The following is a 26169-nucleotide window of genomic DNA, read 5'->3' on the forward strand; positions in this document are numbered from 1 at the left end:
GGTTAAAACGCTCGCCAGGCTAGCGTCTGGCCCCCTGCAGTGCGCAGACGAACGAGGCGACGAACTCAGGGTTGTCGACGATTCGATCGTGGGTCGTGTCGATCACCACCGATGCCTCGACCCCATGTCCAATGCCCTCTTCCAGCGCCGTGCGAATCACCTGGCGAACCGTCTCAGGCTTGCTTTGCGCTGCCCACCAACAGCTCACCGGCGCGTCAATGCGCACATAGTCGGCGTCCTTCAAACGCTCATCCAGCGTGAGTTTCAACGCCCACGACACCTCCAGCTCGCCACCCTGTTGCAACTCGTCGCGCAGGCTGGCAAAGGTTTCGCCCAGGGCCGAATCGGCCCATTCACATAGCGCCGGCCAGTGTTGATCCGCCGCGACGGCGGAGTGTTGAATGTCCTGCCAGGCATGGGTAATCGCCTGCGCCGCATCGGGGAACATCACCGTCAGCAGCTCAACGCGCCGGTCCACAAGCGTTTCGCCTGCGGCCGGCAAGCCGGCAGCCGGTTTGTCTCGATCCCAGAACGCCTTGACGCGCAGCGGTGGCGGCGCGTCGATGCAGCCCACGAACGCGACCTCGGCGCCGCGCGCCTCCAAATACGCAGCAACCTGCAACGCCAGGTTGCCCCCCAGCGACCAGCCACCCAGGTAATACGGCCCCTCAGGCTGCGCCGCCTGGATCTGCCGCGCATAGTCTTCAACCATGGCGTCCCACGTCGGCACCTCGCTCAGCGGGTCGACCAGTGCGCGGCAGATGACACCGCGTACCGGCATGTCCATGCGCAGCGCCATCGCAATGGCCTTGTAGCAATGCGCCGAACCGAAACTTGGGTGAAACAGGAACAGCGACGAACCGCCCTGGCGACCATTCAGATCGACGATCAGCGGATGCCGTTGTTCACCCGGCGTGTCGCCCGCCAGCGCCCTGACGGTTGGGCGCGTCATCAATTGGTTGACCGTGAGCGCGAGCCCGCATTGAGCCGCCAGGCGCTCTTTCACCACCAGCAGCAGCAACGAATGCCCGCCCAGCTCGAAGAAGTTATCGTCAAGGCCGACCTGCTCGACGCCGAGCACCTGCTGCCAGACCTGTGCAACCTGCTGTTCCAGCGCGGTCTGCGGCGGTGCAAAGTCGCGCTGCCGGGTGGCGGCATCCGGGCGCGGCAGTGCCTTGCGCTCCAGCTTGCCGTTGGGGCTCAACGGCATGCGCTCCAGCGCCACCCACTGGGCAGGCACCATAAAGGCCGGCAGGTGAATCGCCAGATGCGCGGCGAGGCTTTCACGCCACTGCGGCCCCGCGTCATCGAGCACCACATACCCGACCAGCTGGGTGCCATCCAGCGCCAGAACCGCCGCTTCGCGTACCTGTTGATGTTCGAGCAGGCGCGCCTCGATTTCACCCAGCTCGATGCGCAGGCCACGCAGCTTGACTTGATGGTCGATACGCCCGCCGTACTCGATCACCCCATCCGCCCGATAGCGCGCCAGGTCGCCGGTGCGGTACATCCGCTCCCCGGCCGCGAACGGGCTGGCGACAAAACGCTCGGCCGTCAGCAGCGGCCGACGGTGATAGCCGCGCGCCAAGCCCTTGCCCGCCAGGTACAGCTCGCCCAACACGCCGATGGGCACCGGCTCCAGGTGATCGTCGAGGATATGGCACGCCAGGTTGGCGATAGGTTTGCCGATGGGCACGGCATCCTTGCCTTCGTCGACGCAGGTCCAATGGGTCACGTCGATGGCCGCTTCCGTAGGGCCGTAGAGGTTGTACAACGCCGCCTGTGGCAGTTTGGCAAACACTTGGTATTGCGCGTCCACGGGCAATGCTTCGCCGCTGCAGATGATCTGCCGCACACTGGCGCAACGCCCCACCTCGCGGTCTTGCAGGAAGGCCTGCAGCATCGAGGGCACAAAGTGCAACGTCGTGACACTTTCACGCGTGATCAGCGCGACCAGCTTCGCCGGATCACGGTGATCGCCGGGCGCCGCCATCACCAGGCGCGCACCGCTGAGCAGCGGCCAGAAAAACTCCCACACCGACACATCAAAGCTGAAGGGGGTCTTCTGCAGCACCGTATCACTGGCACCCAAGGCATAGGCCTGTTGCATCCAGCACAGGCGGTTGGTCAAGGCCGCGTGGCTGTTGCCCGCGCCTTTGGGCTTGCCGGTCGAGCCAGACGTATAGATCACATAGGCCAGGTTTTCCCCACTGAGGGCGACGTCGGGGTTCGCCTCGCTGTAGGCCTGCAGCCAGGATTCATCGCGGTCCAGATCAATGCGCACTACGTGATCGGCGGACGGCAGGTTCAAGTGCGACTGGCTCAACAGCAGGTTGACCGCACTGTCCTCCAGCATGTAGGCCTGGCGCTCCTGGGGGTAATCCGGGTCCACGGGCACATAGGCGCCCCCGGCCTTGAGCACGGCCAGCAGGGCCACGACCATTTCCACCGAACGCTCCATCGCCACGCCCACCAATCGGTCCGGGCCGACGCCCTGTGCGATCAGCGCGTGGGCCAGGCGGTTGGCGCGGCGGTTCAGGGCCGCGTAGGTCAATGACGCTGCGCCGAACGCCAAGGCGGGCTGGTGCGGAGTGCGCTGCGCGTGCGCTTCGAAGGCATGGTGCACGGCCTGCTCAAGGGGGTAGTCGGTAGCCGTGGCATTCCATTGGTCGACGATCTGCCCACGCTCCTGGGCATCCAGCAGCACCAGCGCGTCGATCGAGGCTTCAGGGGTCGCAAGCAGTGCGCCCAACAGGCGCTGCCAGTGCCGCGCCATGCGCTCGATGGTGCTCGCCTCGAACAGATCGGTCGCGTAGCCAAATGACGCGGTAATGCCCGACGCATCCTCAGACACATTCAAGCTGAGGTCGAACTGTGCCGTTCGGCTTTCCCAGTCCAACCCCTCCAGCACCAGGCTCGCGGCTTGCGGTGCGGCGGCGGCGTTACCGGCACCGCGGTTCTGATGGTTGAACATCACCTGGAACAACGGGCTGTAACTCAAGCTGCGCTCAGGGCGAAGCGCTTCAACCAACTGTTCGAAGGGCAGGTCCTGGTGCGCCTGGGCCTCGAGTACCCGTTGGCGCGCCTGGCGCAACAGACTCAAGCCACTGGTGTGCGCATCCACATCGGCCTTGAGCACCTGGGTATTGACGAAAAAGCCGATCAGCCGCTGCGTCTCCACGCGGTTGCGGTTGGCCGTCGGCACACCGACGCGGATGTCCTGCTGGCCGCTGTAGCGATACAACAGAGCCTGGAAGGACGCCAACAGCAGCATGAAACTGGTCGCCCCCTCGCGCTGGGCCAGCGCCTTGATGCCCGCAGCCAGGTGGCTATCCAGCGTCAGGTCGAGGGATGCGCCGCGAAAGCTCTGTACAGCGGGGCGCGGCCGGTCCAGCGGCAGTTCCAGCACCGGTTGGTCACCGCCGAGCAGGTCGCGCCAGTAGGCCAATTGGCGCTCTCTTTCACCAGCCTCCATCCAGCTGCGTTGCCACAGGGCGTAGTCCGCGTACTGGATCGGCAAGGCCGGCAACTCCAGCTCACGGCCCTGGCTGAAGGCGGTATAGGCCTGCACCACTTCCTCCACCAGGACTTGCATCGAAGCGCCGTCAGAGATGATGTGGTGCTGCACCAGCACCAGCACGTGGTCCTGCTCTGCCAGGCGCAACAGGCTGATGCGCAGCAGCGGGCCTTGCTCCAGGTTGAAGGGCTGCGCAATCTCCTGTTCGACGCGGGCTTGCAGCTGGCTTTCAGCAAGGGGCTGCGGCGCCAGCACCACCGGGTAGGCGGGCAGTATCTCCTGCTGCGTGCCCTCGCCGACCCGCCGCAAGCGCGTGCGCAAGCTCTCGTGCCGCGCGATCAGGTGCTCGAAGCTCGCCTGCAGCGCTGCGACATCCAGGTGGCCCTTGAGGCGCAGGGCGCTGGGAATATGATAAGCGGCGCTGTGCGGGTCGAGCTGCCAGAGAAACCACTGACGTTCCTGGGCATACGACAACGGCAGGGCCGTGGCCTCAAGCCGCACCTCGGGGATCGGCAGGTTCGCCGGCGAAACGCCCTCCTGCAGCATCCGCTGCAGATAGACTTTGCGCTGTTCGAGCGGCAGTCCGATAAAGCGCTTCATGATTTTGCGGGCCATCTGGCTGTCCATTACACCTCCTCCATTTCGTCGAGGAGCGAATCCAGGAACGACAGTTTCTCTGAGCTCACACCGCTGCCCTGCCCTTGCAGATGGTCGGCCAGTTGCTTGAGCTGGGCATGCTGGAACAGCTCATGCACGCTGATCTTCACGCCCAGTTCCAACTGAATGCGCGACATCACATTGATCACCAACAGCGAATGGCCGCCCAGCTCGAAGAAGTTGTCATTCAAGCCCACGCGTTCGACGTCCAGCACGTCGGCCCAGATGGCCGCCAGCTGCTGCTCGAGGTCGCTGTGAGGCGCCACGTATTCACCGTGCGAGAGCTGATCGCCCGGCTCCGGCAATGCCTTGCGATCCAACTTGCCACTCGGGCTCAACGGCATGTGCGACAGCCGTACGAAGTGCTTGGGCACCATGTAGTCCGGCAGTTGCGCCTGCAACGCAGCGCGCAGTGCCTGGCCATGCTCGACCTCGTCCGGTGCCGACGGCTGGGCCACGTAGTAGCCGACCAACTGGCCGCCGCCGCTGCCCTGGCGCAGAATCACCTGCGCCTGGGCCACCTCGGCCTGGAGCAGCAACAACGCGCAGATTTCCTCCAGCTCCACGCGGAAGCCGCGAATCTTGATCTGTTGATCGAGGCGCCCCAGGTACTCCAGCGCGCCGTCATCCGCCCAACGCACACGGTCGCCGGTGCGGTACAAACGCGCGCCGGCGCCGCCGAACGGGTCTGCGACAAAGCGCTCGGCCGACAACCCGGGACGCCCCAGATAACCGCGCGCCAGGCCTTCACCGCCCACGCACAGCTCACCGGCAATGCCCGCCGGTACCGGGTTCAGATCGCCGTCCAACACCCGGCAGATCACATTGCCCAACGGCCGACCGATCGGCGAACGCGCACCGTCTTCCAGGGAGCACGGCCACCAGGTCGCATTGATCGTCGTTTCCGTCGGCCCGTAACGGTTGTGCAGCACCACGCCGGGGAGGATCCGCAGGATCTGGTCGCGCAACTCGGCGGTCAAGGCTTCGCCGCCGGAGAACAACCTGCGCACGCTGCTGCACTGGGCAACGCCCAGGGTGTCCATGAACAATTGCAGCAACGAGGGGACGAAGTGCAGCGTGGTCACGCCGTGCGCCTGGATCAACTCCATCAGGCGCACCGGGTCGCGGTGTTCTCCCGGCGCAGCGATGACCAGGCGGCTGCCGCTGATCAAGGGCCAGAAGCACTCCCACACCGACACGTCAAAACTCATCGGGGCCTTTTGCAGCAGCACATCGTCGGCCTGCAAGCGGTAGGTGTCCTGCATCCACGCCAGGCGTTGCGCCAGCGCTGCATGCGTCACCCCTACGCCTTTGGGGTTGCCCGTGGTACCTGAGGTGTAAATCACATACATCAGGTTCTGGCCGCTCACGGCCACCTGCGGATCAGTCTCGTCGACGCCATTCAACCAGGCTTGATCACCCTCCAGGCTCAGGCACTGCACACCCTCGGCCAGCGGCAGGTTCAGGTCCGACTGGGTCAGCAGCCATTGCACGCCACTGTCCTTGAGCATGTAGGCCAGGCGCTCCTGCGGGTAGTCCGCGTCGAGCGGGACATACGCGCCGCCGGCCTTGAGAATGGCGAGCAGCGCGGCCAGCATGTCGAAGGAGCGTTCCAACGCGATGCCCACCAGCGAGTCCGGGCCAACGCCTTGCTGTATCAAGCCGTGCGCCAGGCGGTTAGCTCGCTGGTTCAAGGCCGCGTAGCTCCATTGGTGTTCGCCAAAGATCACTGCGGTTGCCTGTGGTGTGCGGCGCACCTGTTGTTCGAACTGCTGCTGCACAAGCCCGCCAGGGCCCGAACTGACCACGCCATTGCCCTGCGCCATCAGCGCCAGTTGCTCGGGTGCGGTCAAGAGCGTCAATTGCCCCAGCACGGCCTGCGGCTTGGCCACCAGCTCCGTCAGCAGGTGCAGCAAGTGCTGGCTGAGGCGCATCACCGTCGGCGCATCCACCGCACCGAGGTCATAGGTGTAATGCAGGCTCAGGGTTTCACCGACGCCGACAGCAATCGACAACGGGTAGTGCGTCTGCTCACGGCTGTGCACAGGGCCGAAGCGCACGCCCAGTGGGGCGCCCTGCTCCAGCACCTCTGATACCGGGTAGTTCTCGAACACCAGAATGGTGTCGAACAAGGCGTCACCGCCCAGCCCAGCCAGGCGCTGCAGCTCGAACAACGGCGTGTGCTCGTGCTCGCGCAGCGCCACGTTCTGTTGCTGGATCTGCTGCAGCCAGTGCGCCACCGGCATGTCCGGCCGAGGCGAGGCCACCACCGGCAAGGTATTGATGAACAACCCGACTTGCTGCTCCACACCCCGCAGCTCGGCGGGACGCCCCGATACCGTGGCGCCGAACGCCACGGTGTCCTGCCCGGTGTAGCGTTGCAACAGCAGTAACCAGGCGGATTGCACCAGGGTGTTGAGGGTGATTTTCTGGGACTGGGCAAACGCCTTGAGCCTGGCCATTTGCGCGGCATCCAACTCCAGCGCGTACTCACCCAAGCCCGCTGCATCCTGATCCTTGTTGCGCGGCAGCGCCTGGAACAAGCGTGTCGGCTCTTCCAGCGTGGCCAGCTGTTTGGTCCAGAACGCATCACGCAGGGTTTTGTCCTGGGCTTGCAACCAGGCGATAAAGTCCCGGTAGCGCGAAACCTGGGCCTGCGGCGCATGGCCGGCGTAACGCTCGAGTACTTCGCCGAGCAATTGGGAGCTGCTCCAGCCGTCCATCAGAATATGGTGGCTGGTGTAGATCAGATGGCAACGCTGTGGGCCGGTGTGGACCAGCGCGATACGGATCAGCGGCGGCTGCTCCAGATCAAAACCCTGTAGGCGTTGCGAGTCGGCCAGACGGTCCAGCCGCTGCGCAAACCCTTCGCCCTCAAGGCACTCGGTTTCAATGAACGGCAACTGGGCATGGCGATGCACCACTTGCAGCGGGTGCTCGAGGCTGCCATGCAGGATGAAACCGGTGCGCAGAATGTCGTGGTTATCCAGGGCTGCCTGCCAGGCATCGCGGAATCGCGGAACGTCCAGGCCTTCCACATCCACGCGCATCTGGTTCACGTAATCCCCCGCCTGCGGCTCATACAGGGCGTGAAACAGCATGCCTTGCTGCAGGGGCGCCAACGGGTAGACATCCTCCACGGCGGCCAGCGCGAACTGGTCCAATTGGGCCTGGTTGAGCGCGGCCAATGGGAAGTCCGACGGCGTTACCCCCTGATGGGGCGACACACAGCAATGCTCGATCAGTTGCTTGAGTTCCTGCGCATACGCGTCCGCCAGACGCTGCACCGTGGCCTCGCTGAACATCTCGCGGCTGAAGCTCCAGCTCAGGGTCAGCTCACCGCCAAACACTTGGCCGTTGATCTCCAGCCAGTTACCCAACAACGCCTGTGCGCTTTGCTCAGGCCCGGCCTCCTCGCCCGTCGGGGTAAAGAAGGCCGCCGCGGCGTCTTCCTCGAAGGTGCCGTCGAACTGGCCCAGGTAATTGAAGGTGATCCGCGGTTGCGCCAGCCCACCCAATACCTGTTGCGCGTGCTCATCGCCCAAGTAACGCAGGGCGCCGAAACCGATGCCCTTGTCCGGCACCGCGCGCAACTGCTCCTTGATGCCCTTGATCGAATCCGCCAGGCTCACTGCCGGCGTCAACGCCAGCGGGTACATGCTGGTGAACCAGCCGACCGTGCGGGTCAGGTCCACCTCGTCGAACAGGTCTTCGCGACCATGGCCTTCCAGCTTGACCAGCAGCGAGTCAGCGCCGGTCCAGCGCGTAATCACGCGGGACAAGGCGGTCAGCAGCAGGTCGTTGATCTGTGTGCGATAGGCCGCCGGTGCCTCCTGCAGCAGACGACGGGTAAAGGCCTGATCAAGGTGGGTGTTCACCGAAATGGCCAACGAATTGTGCAACCCGCCTTCAGGGTTATCACACGGCAAATCGGCATCGGCACCTTGCAACTGCGCCTGCCAGAAGCGCAGTTCTTCCTGCAAGGCCGGGCTCTGTGCGTGGGCCTGCAAGCGCTTCGCCCAGGCCTGGGTCGAGCTGGTCTTGGCCGGTAATACAAGCGGCTGACCGCGCTCAAGCTGGGTGTAGGCGGTTTGCAGGTCTTCCAACAGAATCCGCCAGGACACGCCGTCAACGACCAGGTGATGGATCACCAGCAACAAACGTTGAGAGCCGTCCGCCAATTCGACCAGCACCGCACGCAGCAGCGGCCCGTCCGCCAGGTCCAGGCTGCGCTGTGCTTGCAGGCCAAGCGGTTCAAGCGCTTCGATCGTCTCCAGAGAACGCTCCCAGAGCAGATCGGCGTGGGCTTCAACCCCGCGATACTGCGCCTGCCAGCCGCCCGAGGGCTGGCTGAAGCTCAAGCGCAAGGCGTCGTGATGCTCGATCAACGCCAGCAAGGCGGCGCTCAGTGTAGCGCCGTCCAGACGAACGCCGGGACGCAGTACGACGGATTGGTTCCAGTGGTGCCGCTCGGCAATGTCCTCCTGGAAAAAATACTGGTGAATCGGCAACAGCAGGGCTTCGCCGCTGACCAGGCCCTGATCGATGACCAGCCCTTCCCCACCGGTTTGCGCGACCGCGGCCAGGCTCTGCACCGTCTGGTGCTGGAACAGATCCTTGGGCGTGAAGCGAATACCCGCCTGGCGTGCACGGCTGACCACCTGGATCGAGATGATCGAGTCGCCGCCCAGCTCAAAGAAGTTGTCGTTCAAGCCCACACGTGGCAAGCGCAGCACATCGGCCCACAGGCCTGCGATCTTCTGCTCCAGCTCGCTCTGCGGCGCCACGTAGGTTTGCTGCATGAGGCTCGCATCCGGCTGCGGCAGGCCCTTGCGATCAAGCTTGCCGTTGGGGGTCAGCGGCATCTGCGCCAGGAACATGAAGTGCGCGGGCACCATGTAGTCCGGCAGGCGGGCCTTGAGGGCGCGGCGCAAGGCTTCACGGAACTCGACGTCGTTGATCTGAGTGGACGCCGGCACCACATAGGCGACCAGTTGCTTGCCACTCGGGCCGTCCTGCGCGACCACCACGGTTTCGCCGACGCTGTCCTGCTCGCGCAGGCGCGCTTCGATTTCACCCAGCTCGATGCGGAAACCGCGGATCTTCACTTGGTGGTCGACACGACCGAGGTAGTCCACCACGCCATCCGCACGGCCACGGGTCAGGTCGCCGCTGCGATACACGCGGCTGCCAGGCTTGCCGAACGGGTCCGGCACGAAGCGCTCGGCGGTCAGTGCCGGGCGCTCCAGGTAACCCCGCGCTACGCCCTCGCCGCCCAGGTACAACTCACCGGCCACGCCAATCGGTTGCAGGTTCAGCTGCGCATCCAGCACATAGCCGCTGCGGTTGCCCAGCAAGGTGCCGATGGGGGCGTAGACGGCGCCGCAAGGGTCGCCACGGCGGGCCTTCCACAGCAGTGGCGTGACCACGGTTTCGGTCGGGCCATAACCGTTGAACAGGTAGGTCGGTTTCAGCGCGCGCCAGGCCAGGTCATAGCTGGCTTGCGCAACCGCGTCGCCACCAAAGCAGTACACGCGCACCGCCGGCGGGTTACCGTCGCGCTCGGCATGCTCGGCCAACTGCTGCAGGTACACCGGCGGGAACACCGCCATCGTCACGTTGTGGCGATGCATCTGCGCGTAGGTGTACTCGGGCAGCCACAGGCTGTCGTCGCGGATCAGCACGCTGGCGCCGTTGATCAGCGGGTGCATCCAGCCTTCGTGGGAGCCGTCGAAGGCGAATGACATGAAGTGCAACTCGCAGTCGCTCGGGGACGTCTCGTAGCGTTCGCCGGTGGCGATGATGTGCGCCACCAAAGGCCCATGGGACACCGCGACGCCCTTGGGCATGCCGGTGGAGCCGGAGGTGTAGATCACGTAGGCGAGGTTGTCGCCGTGCAGTTCGATATGCGGCGCGGTATCGCTGTGATCCGCCCATTCCTCGATGCGGTCGATGGCCAGCATCTGCATGCCTTCCGGGATCGGCAGTTGTTGCAACGCGTGGGTATGGGTCAGCAGCAGTTGCGCGCGGCTGTCCTGCATCATGTACAGCAGGCGATCACGTGGGTATTCAATGTCCAGCGGCACGTAGACGCCGCCCGCCTTGAGCACCGCAAGGAACGCCACCAGGCTTTCGGCACTGCGTGGCATGGCGATGGCCACACGCACTTCGGGGCCGATGCCACGCGCGATCAAGGCATGGGCCAGGCGATTGGCCTGGCGGTCCAACTCGCCGTAGGTCAGGGTCTGGGCATCGAATTTAACCGCCACCGCCTGCGGGTTTTCCTGCGCGCGGTCGGCCACCCGTTCGTGCACCAGGCGCTGGGCGCTGAAGCCAGCGTCGGTTTGATTCCACAGCTCAAGGATGTGCTGTTGCTCGTCGGCGTCCAGCAGGTTCAGCTGGCCAATGCTCTGCTGCCGATCGGCAACCATCGCCTGCAACAGGTTTTGCCAATGGCGCGTCATGCGCTCAATGGTCGGCGCTTCAAACAGATCGGTGCTGTAACCCAGGGAGGCCCAGAGCCCTTCGCGGCTGTCGTGCGCGTCCAGGTCAAGGTCGAAGTGCGCGGTGCGCGCGGCCCAGCTCATGTTTTCGATTTGCAGCTGCGCAAGCGTCGGCGCGTCGGCAGCGGGCCCGTCGGCCTGGAAGTTGAACATCACCTGGAACAGCGGGTTGAGGCTCAGGCTACGCTCGGGCTGCAGCGCCTCTACCAGTTGCTCGAACGGCAGGTCCTGATGGGCCTGGGCTTGCAGGGCGCGCTGCTTGACCTGCGCCAGCAGCTCGCTGACCCTGGTGTGGCCGTCGATATCGGCCTTGAGCACCTGGGTGTTGACGAAAAAGCCGATCAGACGTTCGGTCTCGACTCGATTGCGGTTGGCAATCGGCACCCCGACGCGTACGTCTTGCTGGCCGCTGTAGCGGTGCAACAGGGCCTGGAACGACGCCAGCAGCAGCATGAACATCGTCACGCCCTCGGCCTGCGCCAGTGCTTTGAGGCCAGCCGTCAGCGACGCCGGCAACAGCACCTCCAGACGCGCACCGCGATGGCTTTGCTGGGCCGGGCGCTGGTGATCAAACGGCAGCTCGAGTACCGGTTGCTCACCGCCCAGCAGGTCGCGCCAGTAATTGAGTTGCCGCGCCTTTTCCCCCGCCTTCATCCAGTCGCGCTGCCACAGGGCATAGTCGACGTACTGGATCGGCATGCTCGGCAATTGCGGGGCCTGGCCTTGGCTGTAGGCAGCATAGAGCTGCACCAGCTCGTCGACCATCACCTGCATCGACCAGCCATCGGAGACGATATGGTGCTGCACCAGCACCAGCACGTGCTCATCCGCCGCCAGGCGCAGCAGGCTCACGCGCAGCAGCGGGCCTTGCTGCAGATCGAATAGCCGGGCGATTTCAGCTTCGACCCGCGCCTGCAGATCGGCCTCGGCCACCTCGGCAAACAGGATAGGCACTGGGGCCGGCGCGTGAATAATCTGCACTGCGCCCGCGTCCTCCTGCTGCACAGACGTGCGCAAGCTTTCGTGACGCGCCACCAGGGTGTCGAAGCTGCGCTGCAAGGCGTCGATATCCAGGTGCCCGCGCAGGCGCAAGGCGCTGGGGATATGGTAAGCGGCGCTGTCGGGGTCCAGTTGCCAGAGGAACCATTGGCGCTCCTGGGCATACGACAACCGCAACGGCTGATCACGCCCTACCGCCAGCATCGGCGGTGCCGACGGCGCTGCGTTTGGCTCATCATCCACCACGCTGGCGACAAACCCTTGCAGGCGTGGCTGCTCGAACAGGCTGCGCAGCGGCACGTCGCGGCCCAACAGCTGACGCAGTTGCGAGATGACCTGCATCGCCAGCAACGAGTGCCCGCCCATCTCGAAGAAATGGTCGGTCAAGCCTACTCGCTCGGCCCCCAGAATCTTCGCCCACACGGCCGCAACCTGCTGCTCGAGTTCAGTCACCGGTGCGACGAATGCCTGCTGCGACTGGCTGGCATCGGGCTTTGGCAGCGCCTGACGGTCGAGCTTGCCGTTGGGGTTGAGCGGCATACGCGCCAGGAACATCAGCTGCGCCGGCACCATGTAGTCCGGCAGTTGCTCGCGCAGCACGCCCTTGAGCGCGTCGGCGTCTTGCGGCTCGGCCACCAGGTAGGCGACCAGCTGGTTATCGGCCGCCACGACCACGGCTTCGCGCACACCATGCTGGGCCAGCAACAGCGCTTCGATTTCACCCAGCTCGATGCGAAACCCACGGATTTTTACCTGATGGTCCACTCGGCCGACGTATTCGATAACGCCATCCGCGCGATAACGCGCGAGGTCGCCCGTACGGTACAGGCGCTCGCCGGTCGCGCCAAAGGGGTCCGGCACGAAGCGTTCAGCGCTAAGCAACGGGCGGTTCAGGTAGGCGCGGGCCAGGCCACATTGGCTGCCGATATACAGCTCACCCACCGCGCCCAAGGGCGCCAGGTTGAGGTCGCGATCCAGCACGTAGAGGGCACGGCCTGGCAGCGAGCGGCCAATCGGGCTGGCGGTGGCGCCGATGACATCCTCGCCTGCCGTGCAGTCCAGTACGCTCGAGACCACGGTGGCTTCGGTCGGGCCGTAGGTGTTGAGCAACCGCACGTGACCGAGGCCGGCTTTCAACCACTGCGCCGGACCTTCCAGCGGCATCGCTTCGCCGCCGATATGCACTTGGCGCAGCGCGCCGTAGGAACGTGGCCCGGCGGCCAGGCAATCGAGCAGGAACAGATTCCAATAGGCCGTCGGCAAGTCGGCCAGGGTAATGCCCTGGCGGATGATTTCGGCGTACAACCGCCCGCTGTCCCATAACTCGGCGCCGCGCAAGACCACCGTGGCGCCGTGGGTCAATGCCGGGTAGAGCTGCTCGACAAAACCGTCGAAGTTGAGGGTCGCAAATTGCAGCACTCGATCCTCCGGCGTCAGGCGTGAGTAGCCAGCGGCGATCCCGGAAAACTCGGTCAGTGCCGCGTGATTGATCGCCACGCCCTTGGGCTTGCCAGTGGAACCGGAGGTGTAGATCACATAGGCAAGGTTCTGCGGGTCGACCGCCACGCCTGGGTTGCTTTGCGCACAGGCCAGCAGCGCGGCTTGCGCAGCGTCGATATCCAAGCGTGCAACCTCGGCCGGCAACGCCAATGGCTGCGTGGATTGGCACAGCACCAGCCGCACCCCGCTGTCTTGCAGCATGTGCAGCAGGCGCTCACGCGGGTACTGCGGGTCGAGCGGCACATACGCGCCACCGGCCTTGAGAATCGCCAGCAGGCTGACGACCATGGCGAACGACCGCTCCACCGCAACGCCGACCATCACCTCGGGGCCGACGCCCTGGCCGATCAGGTAGTGGGCCAGGCGGTTAGCCTGATGATTGAGGTCGGCGTAGCTGAGCGACTGGTCGTCTAGGCACAGCGCGATGGCGTCGGGCCGTTGCTGCGCCTGGGCTTCAAACTGCTCGTGCACGCTGCTTGCGGTGTCAAACGCTGCGCTGCTGTGGTTCCAGCTGCCCAGCAGTTGATGCTGCTCGTGCTCGGCCAGCATGGTGATGTGTTCGAGACGCAGCTGCGCAGAACCTTCGAGTGCACGCAACAGCGTTTGCCAATGCTGCGCCATGCGCTCCACCGTGGAGGCATCAAACAGGTCGGTGGCATAGGTCCACGAGGCCCAGAGGCCTTGCTCGGTTTCTTCGGTGTCCAGGCTCAAATCGAACTGCGTGCTGTGCTCTTCGCTCGTCAGCGGTTGCACGGTGAGGCCCGGCAACTGCTGCGCGCCAGCCGAGCTGCGCGTTTGGGTCTGGTGGTTGAACATCACTTGGAACAGTGGGTTATGGCTCATGCTGCGTTCAGGTTGCAGCGCCTCCACCAGCTGTTCGAACGGCAGGTCCTGGTGACTCTGGGCCTCGAGGGCGCGCTGTTTGACCTGGGCCAGCAACTGGCTGAAGGTCATCTGGCCGTCAATGTCGGCCTTGAGCACTTGGGTATTGACGAAGAAACCGATCAGGCCTTCGGTTTCGGCACGGTTGCGGTTGGCGTTCGGCACGCCAACGCGGATATCGGACTGGCCGCTGTAGCGATACAGCAGGGTCTGGAACGCCGCCAGCAACAGCATGAACACGGTGACGCCTTCACGTTGCGCCAGGGCTTTGAGGCTCGCGACGAGCGCCGGCTCCAGCGCCACGTCATGGCGCGCGCCACGGTAGCTTTGTCGCGCCGGGCGCGGGTGATCCAGCGGCAACTCCAATACCGGTTGCGTGCCGCCCAGTTGCTCGCACCAGTAGCCGAGCTGACGCGCTTTCTCGCCGGCTTCCATCCAGCTGCGCTGCCACAGGGCATAGTCTGGGTACTGAATCGACAACGGCGCCAACTCGCAGGCCTGGCCTTGGCTGAAAGCGGCGTAGAACTGCATCAGCTCCTGGACCATGACCCCCATTGACCAGCCGTCCGAGACGATATGGTGCTGCACCAGCACCAACACATGCTCCTCTTCGCTCAGGCGCAGCAAGTTCAGGCGCAACAACGGTCCGTGGAGCAGATCGAATGGCCGCGCGATTTCAGCCTGCACGCGGGCCTGCAACTGCGCTTCGTCCACTGTGCTTTCAAGCAGTTCGATCTGCGCCTCTTCCAGCACCACCTGGGAGCGGTTCTCGCCCTCCAGGTTCAGGCGTGTGCGCAGGCTTTCATGGCGTGCGAGCAGGCTGTCGAAACTGCGTTGCAAGGCGCTTTTGTCCAGGCGGCCGGCGAGGCGCAGAACGCCCGGGATGTGATAGGCGGCGCTGTCCGGGTCCAGTTGCCAGAGAAACCACTGACGCTCCTGGGCGTAGGACAGCGGCAGGGCCTGGCCGGCCTCGCGGACCGCGACGATCGGCAATTGGGCAAAGCTCATGCCCCGGCTTTGCAGGCGTTGGTAAAACTGCTGGCGTTGTTCAAGAGGCAGGCGAAGAAAGCGCGACACCAGATCAATATTAGGGTTGGAAAGCATGGTTCAAATCGCCTCTAGTTCGCTCAAAAAGTCACGAAGGTCATCAAAATCTTCCGCAGTGCCCGCGCGGAAGGTGGCAGCGGCCTGGACATAGGCGCGCAGCGTTTCGGTCTGGAATACTTCCACCAGCGGGACTTCCAGGCCCAGTTCGGACTGGACCCTGGAGGTGATCTGGATCGCCAGCAGGGAGTGGCCGCCGACTTCGAAGAAGTTGTCGTTCAGCCCCACCTGCGGCAGGCGCAGCACCTCGGCCCAGATCGCAGCGATCTGCTGCTCCAGCTCGGTTTCAGGGGCCACATAAGCCTGTTGCATCAGGCTCGCATCCGGTGCGGGCAGGCCCTTGCGGTCGAGCTTGCCGTTGGGGGTCAGCGGCATCTGCGCCAGGAACACGAAGTGGGCCGGCACCATGTAGTCCGGCAAGCCGGTCTTGAGGGCGCGTTTCAGGGTGTCGCGGAACGCGGTTTCGTCGGCCAGGCCGGCATCCGCCGGAACGACGTAGGCCACCAGTTGCTTGCCGGTCGGGCCGTCCTGCGCGACCACCACGGTTTCACCGACGCTGTCCTGCTCGCGCAGGCGCGCTTCGATTTCACCCAGCTCGATGCGGAAACCGCGGATCTTCACCTGATGGTCGACACGACCGAGGTAGTCCACCACGCCATCCGCACGGCCACGGGTCAGGTCGCCGCTGCGATACACGCGGCTGCCAGGCTTGCCGAACGGGTCCGGCACAAAGCGTTCGGCGGTCAGTGCTGGGCGCTCCAGGTAACCCCGCGCCACGCCCTCGCCGCCCAGGTACAACTCACCGGCCACGCCAATCGGTTGCAGGTTCAGCTGCGCATCCAGCACATAGCCGCTGCGGTTGCCCAGCAAGGTGCCGATGGGGGCGTAGACGGCGCCGCACGGGTCGCCACGGCGGGCCTTCCACAGCAGTGGCGTGACCACGGTTTCGGTCGGCCCATAACCGTTGAACAGGTAGGTCGGTTTCAGCGCGCGCCAGGCCAGGTCATAGCTGGCTTGCGCAACCGCGTCGCCACCAAAGCAGTACACGCGCACCGCCGGCGGGTTACCGTCGCGCTCGGCATGCTCGGCCAACTGCTGCAGGTACACCGGCGGGAACACCGCCATCGTCACGTTGTGGCGATGCATCTGCGCGTAGGTGTACTCGGGCAGCCACAGGCTGTCGTCGCGGATCAGCACGCTGGCGCCGTTGATCAGCGGGTGCATCCAGCCTTCGTGGGAGCCGTCGAAGGCGAACGACATGAAGTGCAGTTCGCAGTCGCTTGGGGACGTCTCGTAGCGCTCGCCGGTGGCGATGATGTGCGCCACCAAAGGTCCATGGGACACCGCGACGCCCTTGGGCATGCCGGTGGAGCCGGAGGTGTAGATCACGTAGGCGAGGTTGTCGCCGTGCAGTTCGATATGCGGCGCGGCATCGCTGTGATCCGCCCATTCCTCGCGGCGGTCGATGGCCAGCATCTGCATGCCTTGCGGGATCGGCAGTTGTTGCAACGCGTGGGTGTGGGTCAGCAGCAGTTGTGCGCGGCTGTCCTGCATCATGTACAGCAGACGATCACGTGGGTATTCGATGTCCAGCGGCACGTAGACGCCGCCCGCCTTGAGCACCGCAAGGAACGCCACCAGGCTTTCGGCACTGCGCGGCATGGCGATGGCCACGCGCACTTCGGGGCCGATGCCACGTGCGATCAAGGCATGGGCCAGGCGGTTGGCCTGGCGGTCCAGCTCGCCGTAGGTCAGGGTCTGGGCATCGAATTTAACCGCCACCGCCTGCGGGTTTTCCTGCGCGCGGTCGGCCACCCGTTCGTGCACCAGGCGCTGGGCGCTGAAGCCGGCGTCGGTTTGATTCCACAGTTGCAGGATGTGCTGTTGCTCATCGGCGTCCAGCAGGTTCAGTTGGCTGACAAGCTGCTGCTGGTCGGCAACCATGGCCTGCAACAGGTTCTGCCAGTGCCGTGCCATGCGCGCGATGGTTGCGGCGTCGAACAGGTCGGTGGCGTAACTCAGTGACGCGCGTAATTGGTCCTGAGACTCCTCGATATCGAGGGTCAGGTCGAACTGCGCGACCGTCTCATCCCAGCCGACCGGGCTGAGCTGCAAGTGCTCCAGGCAGCGTAGATGCCCACCTGCCAGGCTGACATGGTGGTTGAACGCGACCTGGAACAACGGGCTCAGGCTCAGGCTGCGCTCGGGCTGCAAGGCCTCCACCAGCTGTTCGAACGGCAGGTCCTGATGAGCCTGGGCTTGCAGCGCGCGCTGTTTCACCTGGGCCAGCAACGCGTGCACGGTGGTGTGGCCGTCAATATCAGCCTTGAGCACCTGGGTGTTGACGAAAAAGCCGATCAGGCGTTCGGTTTCGATCCGGTTGCGGTTGGCGATTGGCACGCCGACCCGGATATCTTGCTGGCCGCTGTAGCGGTGCAACAACACCTGATAAGACGCCAGCAACAGCATGAACAACGTCACGCCCTCACGCTGGGCGAGCGTCTTGAGGTCCGCCAGCAATGGCGCCGCCAACGGCACCTCCAGGCGCGCACCGCGATGCGTCGGCACCGCCGGGCGCTGGCGATCGAATGGCAGCTCGAGCACCGGTTGCTCACCGCCCAGCAGGTCACGCCAGTAACCCAGTTGCCGCGCCTTTTCACCCGCCTCCATCCAGCCCCGCTGCCACAGGGCGTAGTCGACGTACTGGATCGCCAGGTCCGGCAATTGCAGGGTGTGGCCCTGGCTGTAGGCGGCATAGAGCTGGACCAGCTCGTCGACCATGACCTGCATCGACCAGCCATCGGAGACGATGTGGTGCTGCACCAGCACCAGCACGTGTTCATCCTCGGCCAACCGCAGCAGGCTGACGCGCATCAGCGGCCCACTGCGCAAATCAAACGGCTGGGTGATCAGGGCTTCGACCCGGGCCTGCAAACCGCCCTCGTCAGTATCGGCCGCGGTGAGTTCGATCCGACCCTGTGGGTTGATCACCTGCACCGTGCGCTCGCCCTCTTGCTGCAAATGAGTGCGCAGGCTTTCGTGGCGCGCCACCAACGTGTCAAAGGCGCGTTGCAGTGCGCGCGGGTCCAACGAGCCTTTAAGGCGCAGTGCGCTCGGCACATGGTAGGCCGCGCTGTGCGGGTCCAGCTGCCAGAGGAACCACTGACGTTCCTGGGCGTAGGACAACAGGAGCGGCTGCGCACGGTCGACTTTCACCAGCGCCGGCGTCGAATCACGCTCGGTGCCCAGCGCCAGGACAAAATCGGCCAGCCGCGGGTGTTCGAACAGCACCTTGAGGCTGACTTGCACCCCAAGGCCATGGCGAACGCGGGACACCAACTGCGTGGCGAGCAACGAATGCCCGCCCATTTCGAAGAAGTGATCGTCGAGCCCCACGCGCTCGGCGCCCAGTACCTGGGCCCAGATCGCCGCCACACGTTGCTCCAGCTCGGTGACGGGCGCGCGCCAATCGGCCAGGGGTTGGCTGGCATCGGGTTTGGGCAGTGCGCCACGGTTCAGCTTGCCATTGGGGCTCAGCGGCATGTGGTCCAACAGCAGCAGGTGCGCCGGCACCATGTAGTCCGGCAGCTCTGCGCGCAGTGCGGTCTTGAGGCGTGTGCGCAATTCGTTTTGCTGGGTGTCGGACAGTGGCTGGCTCGCCACGACGTAGCCCACCAGTTGGCTGTCGGCGGCAATCACCAGCGCCTCGCGCACACCGGCCTGAGCCAGCAGGTGCGTTTCGATTTCGCCCAGCTCGATACGGAAACCACGGACCTTGACCTGGTGGTCGATACGGCCCACGTACTCGATCATGCCGTCAGCGCGATAGCGCGCCAGGTCACCGGTACGGTACAGGCGGCCCGCGCCGCTGGTGCTGAACGGGTCAGGAATGAAGCGCTCCGCCGTCAACTCGGGACGGTTGAAATAACCCCGCGCCAGCAGCGGCCCGCCGATCACCAGTTCGCCCGCAACGCCGACCGGCACCGGGTTGAGATTGGCGTCCAGCAGGTAGATGGCGCGGCCGTCCAGCACCCGGCCAATCGGCATCATGGTCGGCAAGGCTTCGCGGCCGTCGACGTACGCGGCGCACTCCAGGGCAGTCGCAGTCACCGTAGCCTCGGTAGGACCGTAGGTGTTGAGCAGGCGGACATGCTGCAGGCCCGCGTCACGCCAGGCGCTCAGGCCTTCGGGTGGCATGGCTTCGCCGCCGATGTGCAGTTGGCGCAGGCGCCCGTAGTCGCGCGGGCCCAGCTCGGCAAAGTCGCGCACCAATAACAGCCAATAGGCGGTGGTGAGGTCGACCACGGAAATGTCGTGAGCGAGCAATTGCTGGTAGAACGTGTCGCTGTCCCACAGGTCGCCGCCCCGCACCACCACGGCTGCCCCGCAGCACAGGGCCGGGTACAGCTGCTCGACGAAACCGTCGAAGTTGAAGGTGCCAAATTGCAGCACGCGATCATCGGGCTGCAACGCGAACAGCTCGCTGAACACTTCCACGTGCCGCGCCAGGGACGCCAGGTCGATGCCCACGCCTTTTGGCCGGCCGGTGGAGCCGGACGTGAACATCACGTAGGCCAGGTTGGCAGGCCACGCGCGTGGCGCCGGGTTGTTCCCGCTGTACTCGGCCAGCCAGTCGGGGCCGTCTTCCAGGCAGATCAGGTGCAGGGGGTCGGTGATCGGCAGTTGTTGCAGCAATGGCTGCCGGGTCAGCAGCAGGTGCAGGCCGCTGTCCTCGATCATGCATTGCAGGCGCTCGGCCGGGTATTTGGGGTCCAGCGGCACGTAGGCGCCACCGGCCTTGAGCACCGCCAACAGGCCCACGATCATTTCCAGGGAGCGATCCACCGCCACGCCCACCAAGGTATCGGCGCCCACGCCCTGCTCGATCAAGCGATGGGCCAGGCGGTTGGCGCGCAGGTTCAATTGGGCATAGCTCAGGCGCTGCTGATCGAGGATCAGGGCGACATTCTCCGGGTGCTCCGCCGCCTGACGCTCAAAGCGCTGCAGCACGCTGGCCTGTGCCGGGGTGGCGACATCGCGCGGGTTCCAGTCCTGCAGCACGCGCTGGTGTTCGTCGGCCAGCAGCAAAGGCACGTCGCCCAAGGCTTGCTCAGGCGCTTCGACAAACCGCTGCAACAGGCCCAGCAGGTACGCGGCAATATTCTGTACGGCGTCGTGGGCGAAGTCGGCACACTGGTATTCCAGGTGCAGGCTCAAGTGCTCGCCGCCGTGCACGGTCAGGGTCAGCGGGTAGTTGGTGCGTTCCTGATGGCTGACGCCGCTGAAGCGCAGGCCACCCTCGCCGGGCTGCTCCAGGGTCTTGGCGACCGGGAAGTTTTCGAACACCACCAGGGTGTCGAACAGCGCCTCCCCAGCCGAACCGGCCCAGCGCTGGATATCGAACAGCGGCGTGTGCTCGTGCTCACGCATTTCCACGTTCAGGGCCTGGACGCTGCGCACCCAGTCGCCGACGCTGTGCGCCGGGTTCGCCGTGGCGATCAAGGGCAAGGTGTTGATGAACAGGCCAACTTGTTGCTCGACATTCGCCAACTGCGCCGGCCGCCCTGACACCGTGACGCCGCAGGCAACGCTGGCCTGGCCGGTGTAGCGTTGCAGCAGCAACATCCACGCCGATTGCACCAGGGTATTGAGGGTCACTTGATGGGCGCGAGCGAAGGCAGCCAACTGCCTCGTCTGGGTTTCATCCAGCTCGCAAAGAATCTGTGCATACGCCTCGCCGCTGTGCGACGCGGTCTTGGCCACACTGCGCGCCAGGTGGGTCGGCTCGTCCAACTGCGCCAGGCGCTGACGCCAGAAGGCCTCGCCCAGCGCCGGGTCCTGCTGTTGCAGCCAAGCGATGTGCTGGGAAAACGCTGCACCGGCTGGCGGCAGTGGCTGGCCTTTGCAGGCTTGCAGCACTTCATTGAGGACCAGGGCATTGCTCCAGCCGTCCATCAAGATGTGATGGCTGGTGTAGATCAAATGCCAACGCTCGTCGCTGATACGCACCAGCGCGACCCGCAGCAGCGGCGGGCGCGCCAATTCGAAGCCCTGGCGATGGTGCTCGGCGGCCAGGCTGTCGAGCGCCGCCGCGAGGTCTTGGCGCTCGCGAAAGTCAAACTCATCGAACGGTAAACTGACCTGACGATGCACCACCTGCAGGGCCTGGCCCTGATCGTCCTGCCAGACAAAACCGGTGCGCAGCATGTCATGGCGCGCCAGCACCTGGGCCCAGGCGCGCTGGAATTGCGCCACGTCGACCCCCTGCACATCGGCGCGCAACTGGCTGACGTAGACGTCGTCCTCACCCTGCTGATAGAGGCTGTGGAACAACATGCCCTGCTGCATCGGCGACAACGGGTACACATCCTGTACATCCCGCGCGGGCAGCGCCAGGTCGTCCAGTTGCGCTTGGGTCAGCTGCGCGAGGCTGACGTCGGCCGGTGTCAGGCCACCGTGTTGCGGGTCGATGCAATGCGCGATCAACGCCTGCAGTTCGCCGACGTAGTCATCCGCCAGGCCTTGAATGGTCGAGGCCTCGAACATCTCGCGGCTGAAGCCCCATTGCAGCGCCAGCTCGCCGCCATACACCTGCCCTTCCACGGTCAGCCAGTTGGCCAACGGCGCCTCGGGGTCCTGGGCCTGGCCGCTGCCTTGGGTGGCCGGCACAAACAATGCCGACTCATTGAACTGGCGGTCGAACTGGCCGAGGTAATTGAAGGTGATACGCGGCGTGGCGAGGTTGGCCAAGCCGTCACGGGCCGCCGGTGTGCCCAGGTGGCGCAGCAGACCGTAGCCGATGCCTTTGTCGGGCACGGCGCGCAGCTGCTCCTTGACCGACTTGATTGCACTCGACAAGTCGCCATCGGCCTGCAGGCGCAGCGGGAACAGGCTGGTAAACCAGCCGACGGTGCGGCTCAGGTCGACGTTGTCGAACAGGTCTTCACGGCCATGGCCTTCCAGCTGGATCAGCGCGGCGGGCTGACCGCTCCAGCGGCGGATCACTCGCGCCAGGGCGGTCAGCAGCAGGTCGTTGACCTGCGTGCGGTAGGCCGCCGGGGCATCCTGCAACAGCTGGCGGGTGCGCTCGCCGTCGAGGCGGATTTCAAGTTTGCTGCCCAGGCGGTTTTGCAGGCCGCCCTCGGGGCGGTCGCAGGGCAAGTCTGCATCCACAGATTGCGCCTGCCAGTACGGCAGCTGGCCGTCGAGGGTCAGGGCATGCGCCTGCAACTGCTGCGCCCAAGCCTGATAGGCGCTGGTCTTGGCCGGCAACGCGGCACCGCCGTAAGCCTGCTGCAGGTCTTCGAGCAGGATGCGCCAGGACACGCCATCCACCACCAGGTGATGGATTACCAGCAACAGGCGCTGAGAACCGTCAGCCATGCTGACCAATGCGGCGCGCAGCAGCGGGCCATGTTCAAGGTCGAGGCTGCGCTGGGCTTCGTCACACCGCGCGGCCAGTTCAGTGTCGTTGGCGGCACGCGACTGCCACAGCGCCGCCGCGCTGACCTGCGCGGCATGGGTTTGCTGCCAACCGTCGGCCTGCTGCACAAACCGCAGGCGCAGGGCATCGTGATGGTTGACCAGTTGGGTCAGGGCCGCCTCAAGGCGCGCAGGCTCCAACGCCGCGCGCGGAGTCAGCAGCAACGACTGGTTCCAATGCTGACGCGCCGGGATCGCCTCGGCGAAAAAGGTCTGTTGCACCGGGGTCAGGATGACGTCGCCGGTGACCGCCCCTTGGTCGATGACCATCGCCTGCTCGAAGGTAGCCACCAACGCCAGGCTGCGCACACTCTGGTACTGGAACAGGTCGCGCGGGCTGAGGCGAACCCCGGCCTGGCGCGCGCGGCTGACCACCTGGATGGAGATGATCGAATCGCCACCCAGTTCGAAGAAGTTATCGTCAAGGCCGACCTGCTCAACGCCCAGCACGTCGCTCCAGACCGCTGCCAAGGCTTTTTGCAACGGGTTTTGCGGCGCGATATACGCCTGTTGCGGCGCGGCATTCGGCAGTGGCAAGGCCTTGCGGTCGAGCTTGCCGTTGGCGGTGACCGGCAACTTTGCCAGGTGCACCATATGGCTCGGTACCATGTATTCCGGCAGGCTGCTGAGCAGCCAGGCCTTGAGGTCGGTGGGCGCTGCGCCTTCCAGCACCAGGTACGCGACCAGTTGCTTGCCGCCCTGCACCAGCACCACGGCCTCACGCACGCCGGGGTGTTGCATCAGGCGCGTCTCGATTTCGCCCAACTCGATGCGCAAGCCGCGCAGCTTGACCTGATGATCGAGGCGACCGAGGTAGTCGATAACCCCATCGGCACGCTGGCGCACACGGTCGCCGGTACGGTACAGCCGCGCGCCGTCGCCAAACGGGCTGGGCACAAAGCGTTCGGCGGTCAATGCCGCGCGACGGTGGTAACTGCGGGCCAGGCCGATGCCGCCCAGGTACAGCTCGCCGGAAACGCCGGCAGGTACCGGGTTGAGTTGGGCGTCGAGCACAAAGGTGCCGAGGTTGGCAATCGGGCGGCCGATGGGCACGGCGTCGCGGCCTTCGTCGACACAGGTCCAATGGGTCACGTCGATTGCCGCTTCGGTGGGGCCGTAGAGGTTGAACAAACCGGCCTGCGGCAATTTGGTGAACACCTGGATCTGCGCGTCCAGCGGCAGGGCTTCGCCACTGCAGACGATGCGCTTGAGGCTGGCGCACGCCTGCACGCCCGGCTCATGGATAAACGCCTGCAGCATCGACGGCACGAAGTGCAACGTGGTGATGGCGTGGCGGCCGATAGTCTCGATCAAGCGTGCCGGCTCGCGGTGCTCGCCAGGCGCCGCAACCACCAGGCGCGCGCCGGTCATCAGCGGCCAGAAGAACTCCCAGACCGATACGTCAAAGCTGAACGGGGTTTTCTGCAGCACCGCATCGCCGCCGTCCAGACCGTAGGCCTGCTGCATCCAGCACAGGCGGTTGACCAGGGCGCGATGGCTGTTGCCGGCGCCCTTGGGCTTGCCGGTGGAGCCCGAGGTGTAGATCACATAGGCCAGGTTCAGCGCGTCGACAGCCACGTTGGGCGACGCGGTACTGAAGCCGTCCAGCCACTGCGAAGACGAGTCAAGGGCAATCACCCGAATACCGTCCACGGGCAGCAACGGCAACAGGCTGTGCTGGCTGAGCAGCAGCTGGATGCCGCTGTCTTCGATCATGTAGGCCAGGCGTTCCTGCGGGTATTCGGGGTCGAGGGGAACGTAGGCGCCGCCGGCCTTGAGAATCGCCAGCAGGCCGACCACCATCTCGATGGAGCGCTCAACGCAGACCCCCACCAGCACATCGGGGCCAACCCCTTGTTCGCGTAACGCATGGGCCAGTTGGTTGGCGCGGGCGTCGAGCTGGGCGTAGCTCAAGGTGGTTGCGCCGAACACCAGCGCCGGCGCTTCGGGCGTGGCGTGCACCTGGTCTTCGATAAGGTGGTGAATGCCGCGCTCGGTCGGATAGGCCTGCGCCGTCTGGTTCCAGGCCTGCACCAGCACCTGTTGCTCATCGGCGCTGAGCATCGGCAATTCACCGATGCGCTGCTCGCCATCGGCAACCATCGCCTGCAACAGGCTGATCCAGTGGCGGGCCATGCGCGCGATGGTCGACGCGTCGAACAGGTCGTTGGCGTAGGTCAACGCCGCGTGCAGAGTGCCGGATTTTTCATAGGTGTCGAGGGTCAGGTCGAACTGGGTAGTACGGCCCTGCCACTCCACCAGGGCCAGCTCCAGGCCAGAGGCGGTCGTGATCGAGGCGATGTCGGACACCACCGGCTGGTGGTTGTACATCACTTGGAACAGCGGCGTATGGCTCAGGCTACGCTCGACCTTGAGGGCTTCCACCAGGCGCTCGAACGGCAACTCCTGATGGGCCTGCGCGCCCAACGCGTGTTCCTTGATGCCTTGCAGCAACTCACTGACGCGAGTCTGCCCGGTGAGTTCGGTGCGCAGGACCTGGGTGTTGACGAAGAAGCCGATCAGCCCTTCGACCTCGGTACGGTTGCGATTGGCGATGGGCACGCCGACGCGGATATCGCCCTGGCCAGTGTAGCGATGCAGCAGCACGTTGAACGCGCCGAGCAACAGCATGAATAACGTGACGTTGTGTTTTTGCGCGCAGCTACGCAGTTGCGCGGCCAGGCCTGCATCAACCGCAAAATTGTGACGCGTGCCCTGGTAGCTGGGCATGGCCGGGCGTGGGTGATCGGTCGGCAGCTCCAGTACCGGGTGCTCATCGCTCAGGCGCGCTTGCCAGTATTCCAGCTGACGTGCCTGTTCGCCCGCCTCCAGCCAACGGCGCTGCCACAGGGCGAAGTCGCTGTACTGAATCGGCAAGTCCGGCAATTGCGGCGCCTCGTGGCGCTCATGGGCGTCGTAAAAGCGGATGAACTCGTCGATCAGTACGTTCATCGACCAGCCATCGGAGACGATGTGGTGCAGGGTCAGCAGCAGCACATGTTCCTGTGCGTCGAGCTTGAGCAATTGCACACGCAGCAACGGGCCTTGCGCCAGATCGAAGGGCAGCAGCGACTGGCGGGTAGCCGCGTCATTGACCGCCTGTTCGCGCGCGGCGGGGGCCAGGTCGCTCAGGTCGAGCTGTTCGATGGCCACTGACGGCTGCGCGGCAACCAGCACAAGGCGCTCATCGGCCTGACGCTGGAACAGCGTGCGCAGGGTTTCGTGCCTGGCCACAAGGCTTTCGAATGCCTGTTGCATCGCGCTCAGGCTCAGCGTGCCCTTGAGGCGTACCGCGCCCGGCAGGTTGTAGGCGCCGCTGGCCGGGTCCAATTGCCACAGAAACCACATGCGTTGCTGCGCGTAGGACAACGCAAAGCGGTCCTCAGCCTCCACCCCGGCCGGAATCGGAAACCGCGAAAAATCCACCCCTTCTTTCTGCAAGGCCTGCAGGAACAGCTGGCGTTTTTCCAGGGGCAACCCGATAAACCGGCGAGCAAGTTTCAAGGAGTCTTGAGCATTCATTTC

General features: G+C 65.0%; 3 protein-coding genes. All 3 read right to left on the reverse strand.

Annotated features, from left to right (window positions below; genetic code table 11):
* Nucleotides 1-19: 19 nt before the first annotated feature.
* Genes GIW02_RS00040 through GIW02_RS00050 form a run of 3 tightly spaced genes read right to left on the reverse strand, consistent with a single transcriptional unit; the run spans nucleotide 20 to nucleotide 26166 of the window.
* Entirely contained in the window at nucleotides 20-4144 is a 4125-nt protein-coding gene (locus GIW02_RS00040; protein ID WP_236415249.1) for a thioesterase domain-containing protein, read from the reverse strand.
* Nucleotides 4144-15162: a non-ribosomal peptide synthase/polyketide synthase gene (locus GIW02_RS00045; protein ID WP_236421746.1), complete on the reverse strand. Its 11019-nt coding sequence runs from the start codon at nucleotides 15160-15162 to the stop codon at nucleotides 4144-4146. The genes GIW02_RS00040 and GIW02_RS00045 overlap by 1 nt, the downstream gene beginning before the upstream one ends.
* Before the next feature lie 3 nt (nucleotides 15163-15165).
* Nucleotides 15166-26166: a non-ribosomal peptide synthetase gene (locus GIW02_RS00050; RefSeq protein WP_236421747.1), complete on the reverse strand. Its 11001-nt coding sequence runs from the start codon at nucleotides 26164-26166 to the stop codon at nucleotides 15166-15168.
* Nucleotides 26167-26169 lie beyond the last annotated feature (3 nt).

The sequence above is a fragment of the Pseudomonas syringae genome (assembly GCF_021606685.1).
GTDB lineage: Bacteria > Pseudomonadota > Gammaproteobacteria > Pseudomonadales > Pseudomonadaceae > Aquipseudomonas > Aquipseudomonas syringae_R.

Bases quoted from the DNA above. Each gene is read 5' to 3' on its own strand.
- GIW02_RS00040 (WP_236415249.1), bottom strand. From the start codon at position 4,144: ATGGACAGCCAGATGGCCCGCAAAATCATGAAGCGCTTTATCGGACTG.
- GIW02_RS00045 (WP_236421746.1), bottom strand. From the start codon at position 15,162: ATGCTTTCCAACCCTAATATTGATCTGGTGTCGCGCTTTCTTCGCCTG.
- GIW02_RS00050 (WP_236421747.1), bottom strand. From the start codon at position 26,166: ATGAATGCTCAAGACTCCTTGAAACTTGCTCGCCGGTTTATCGGGTTG.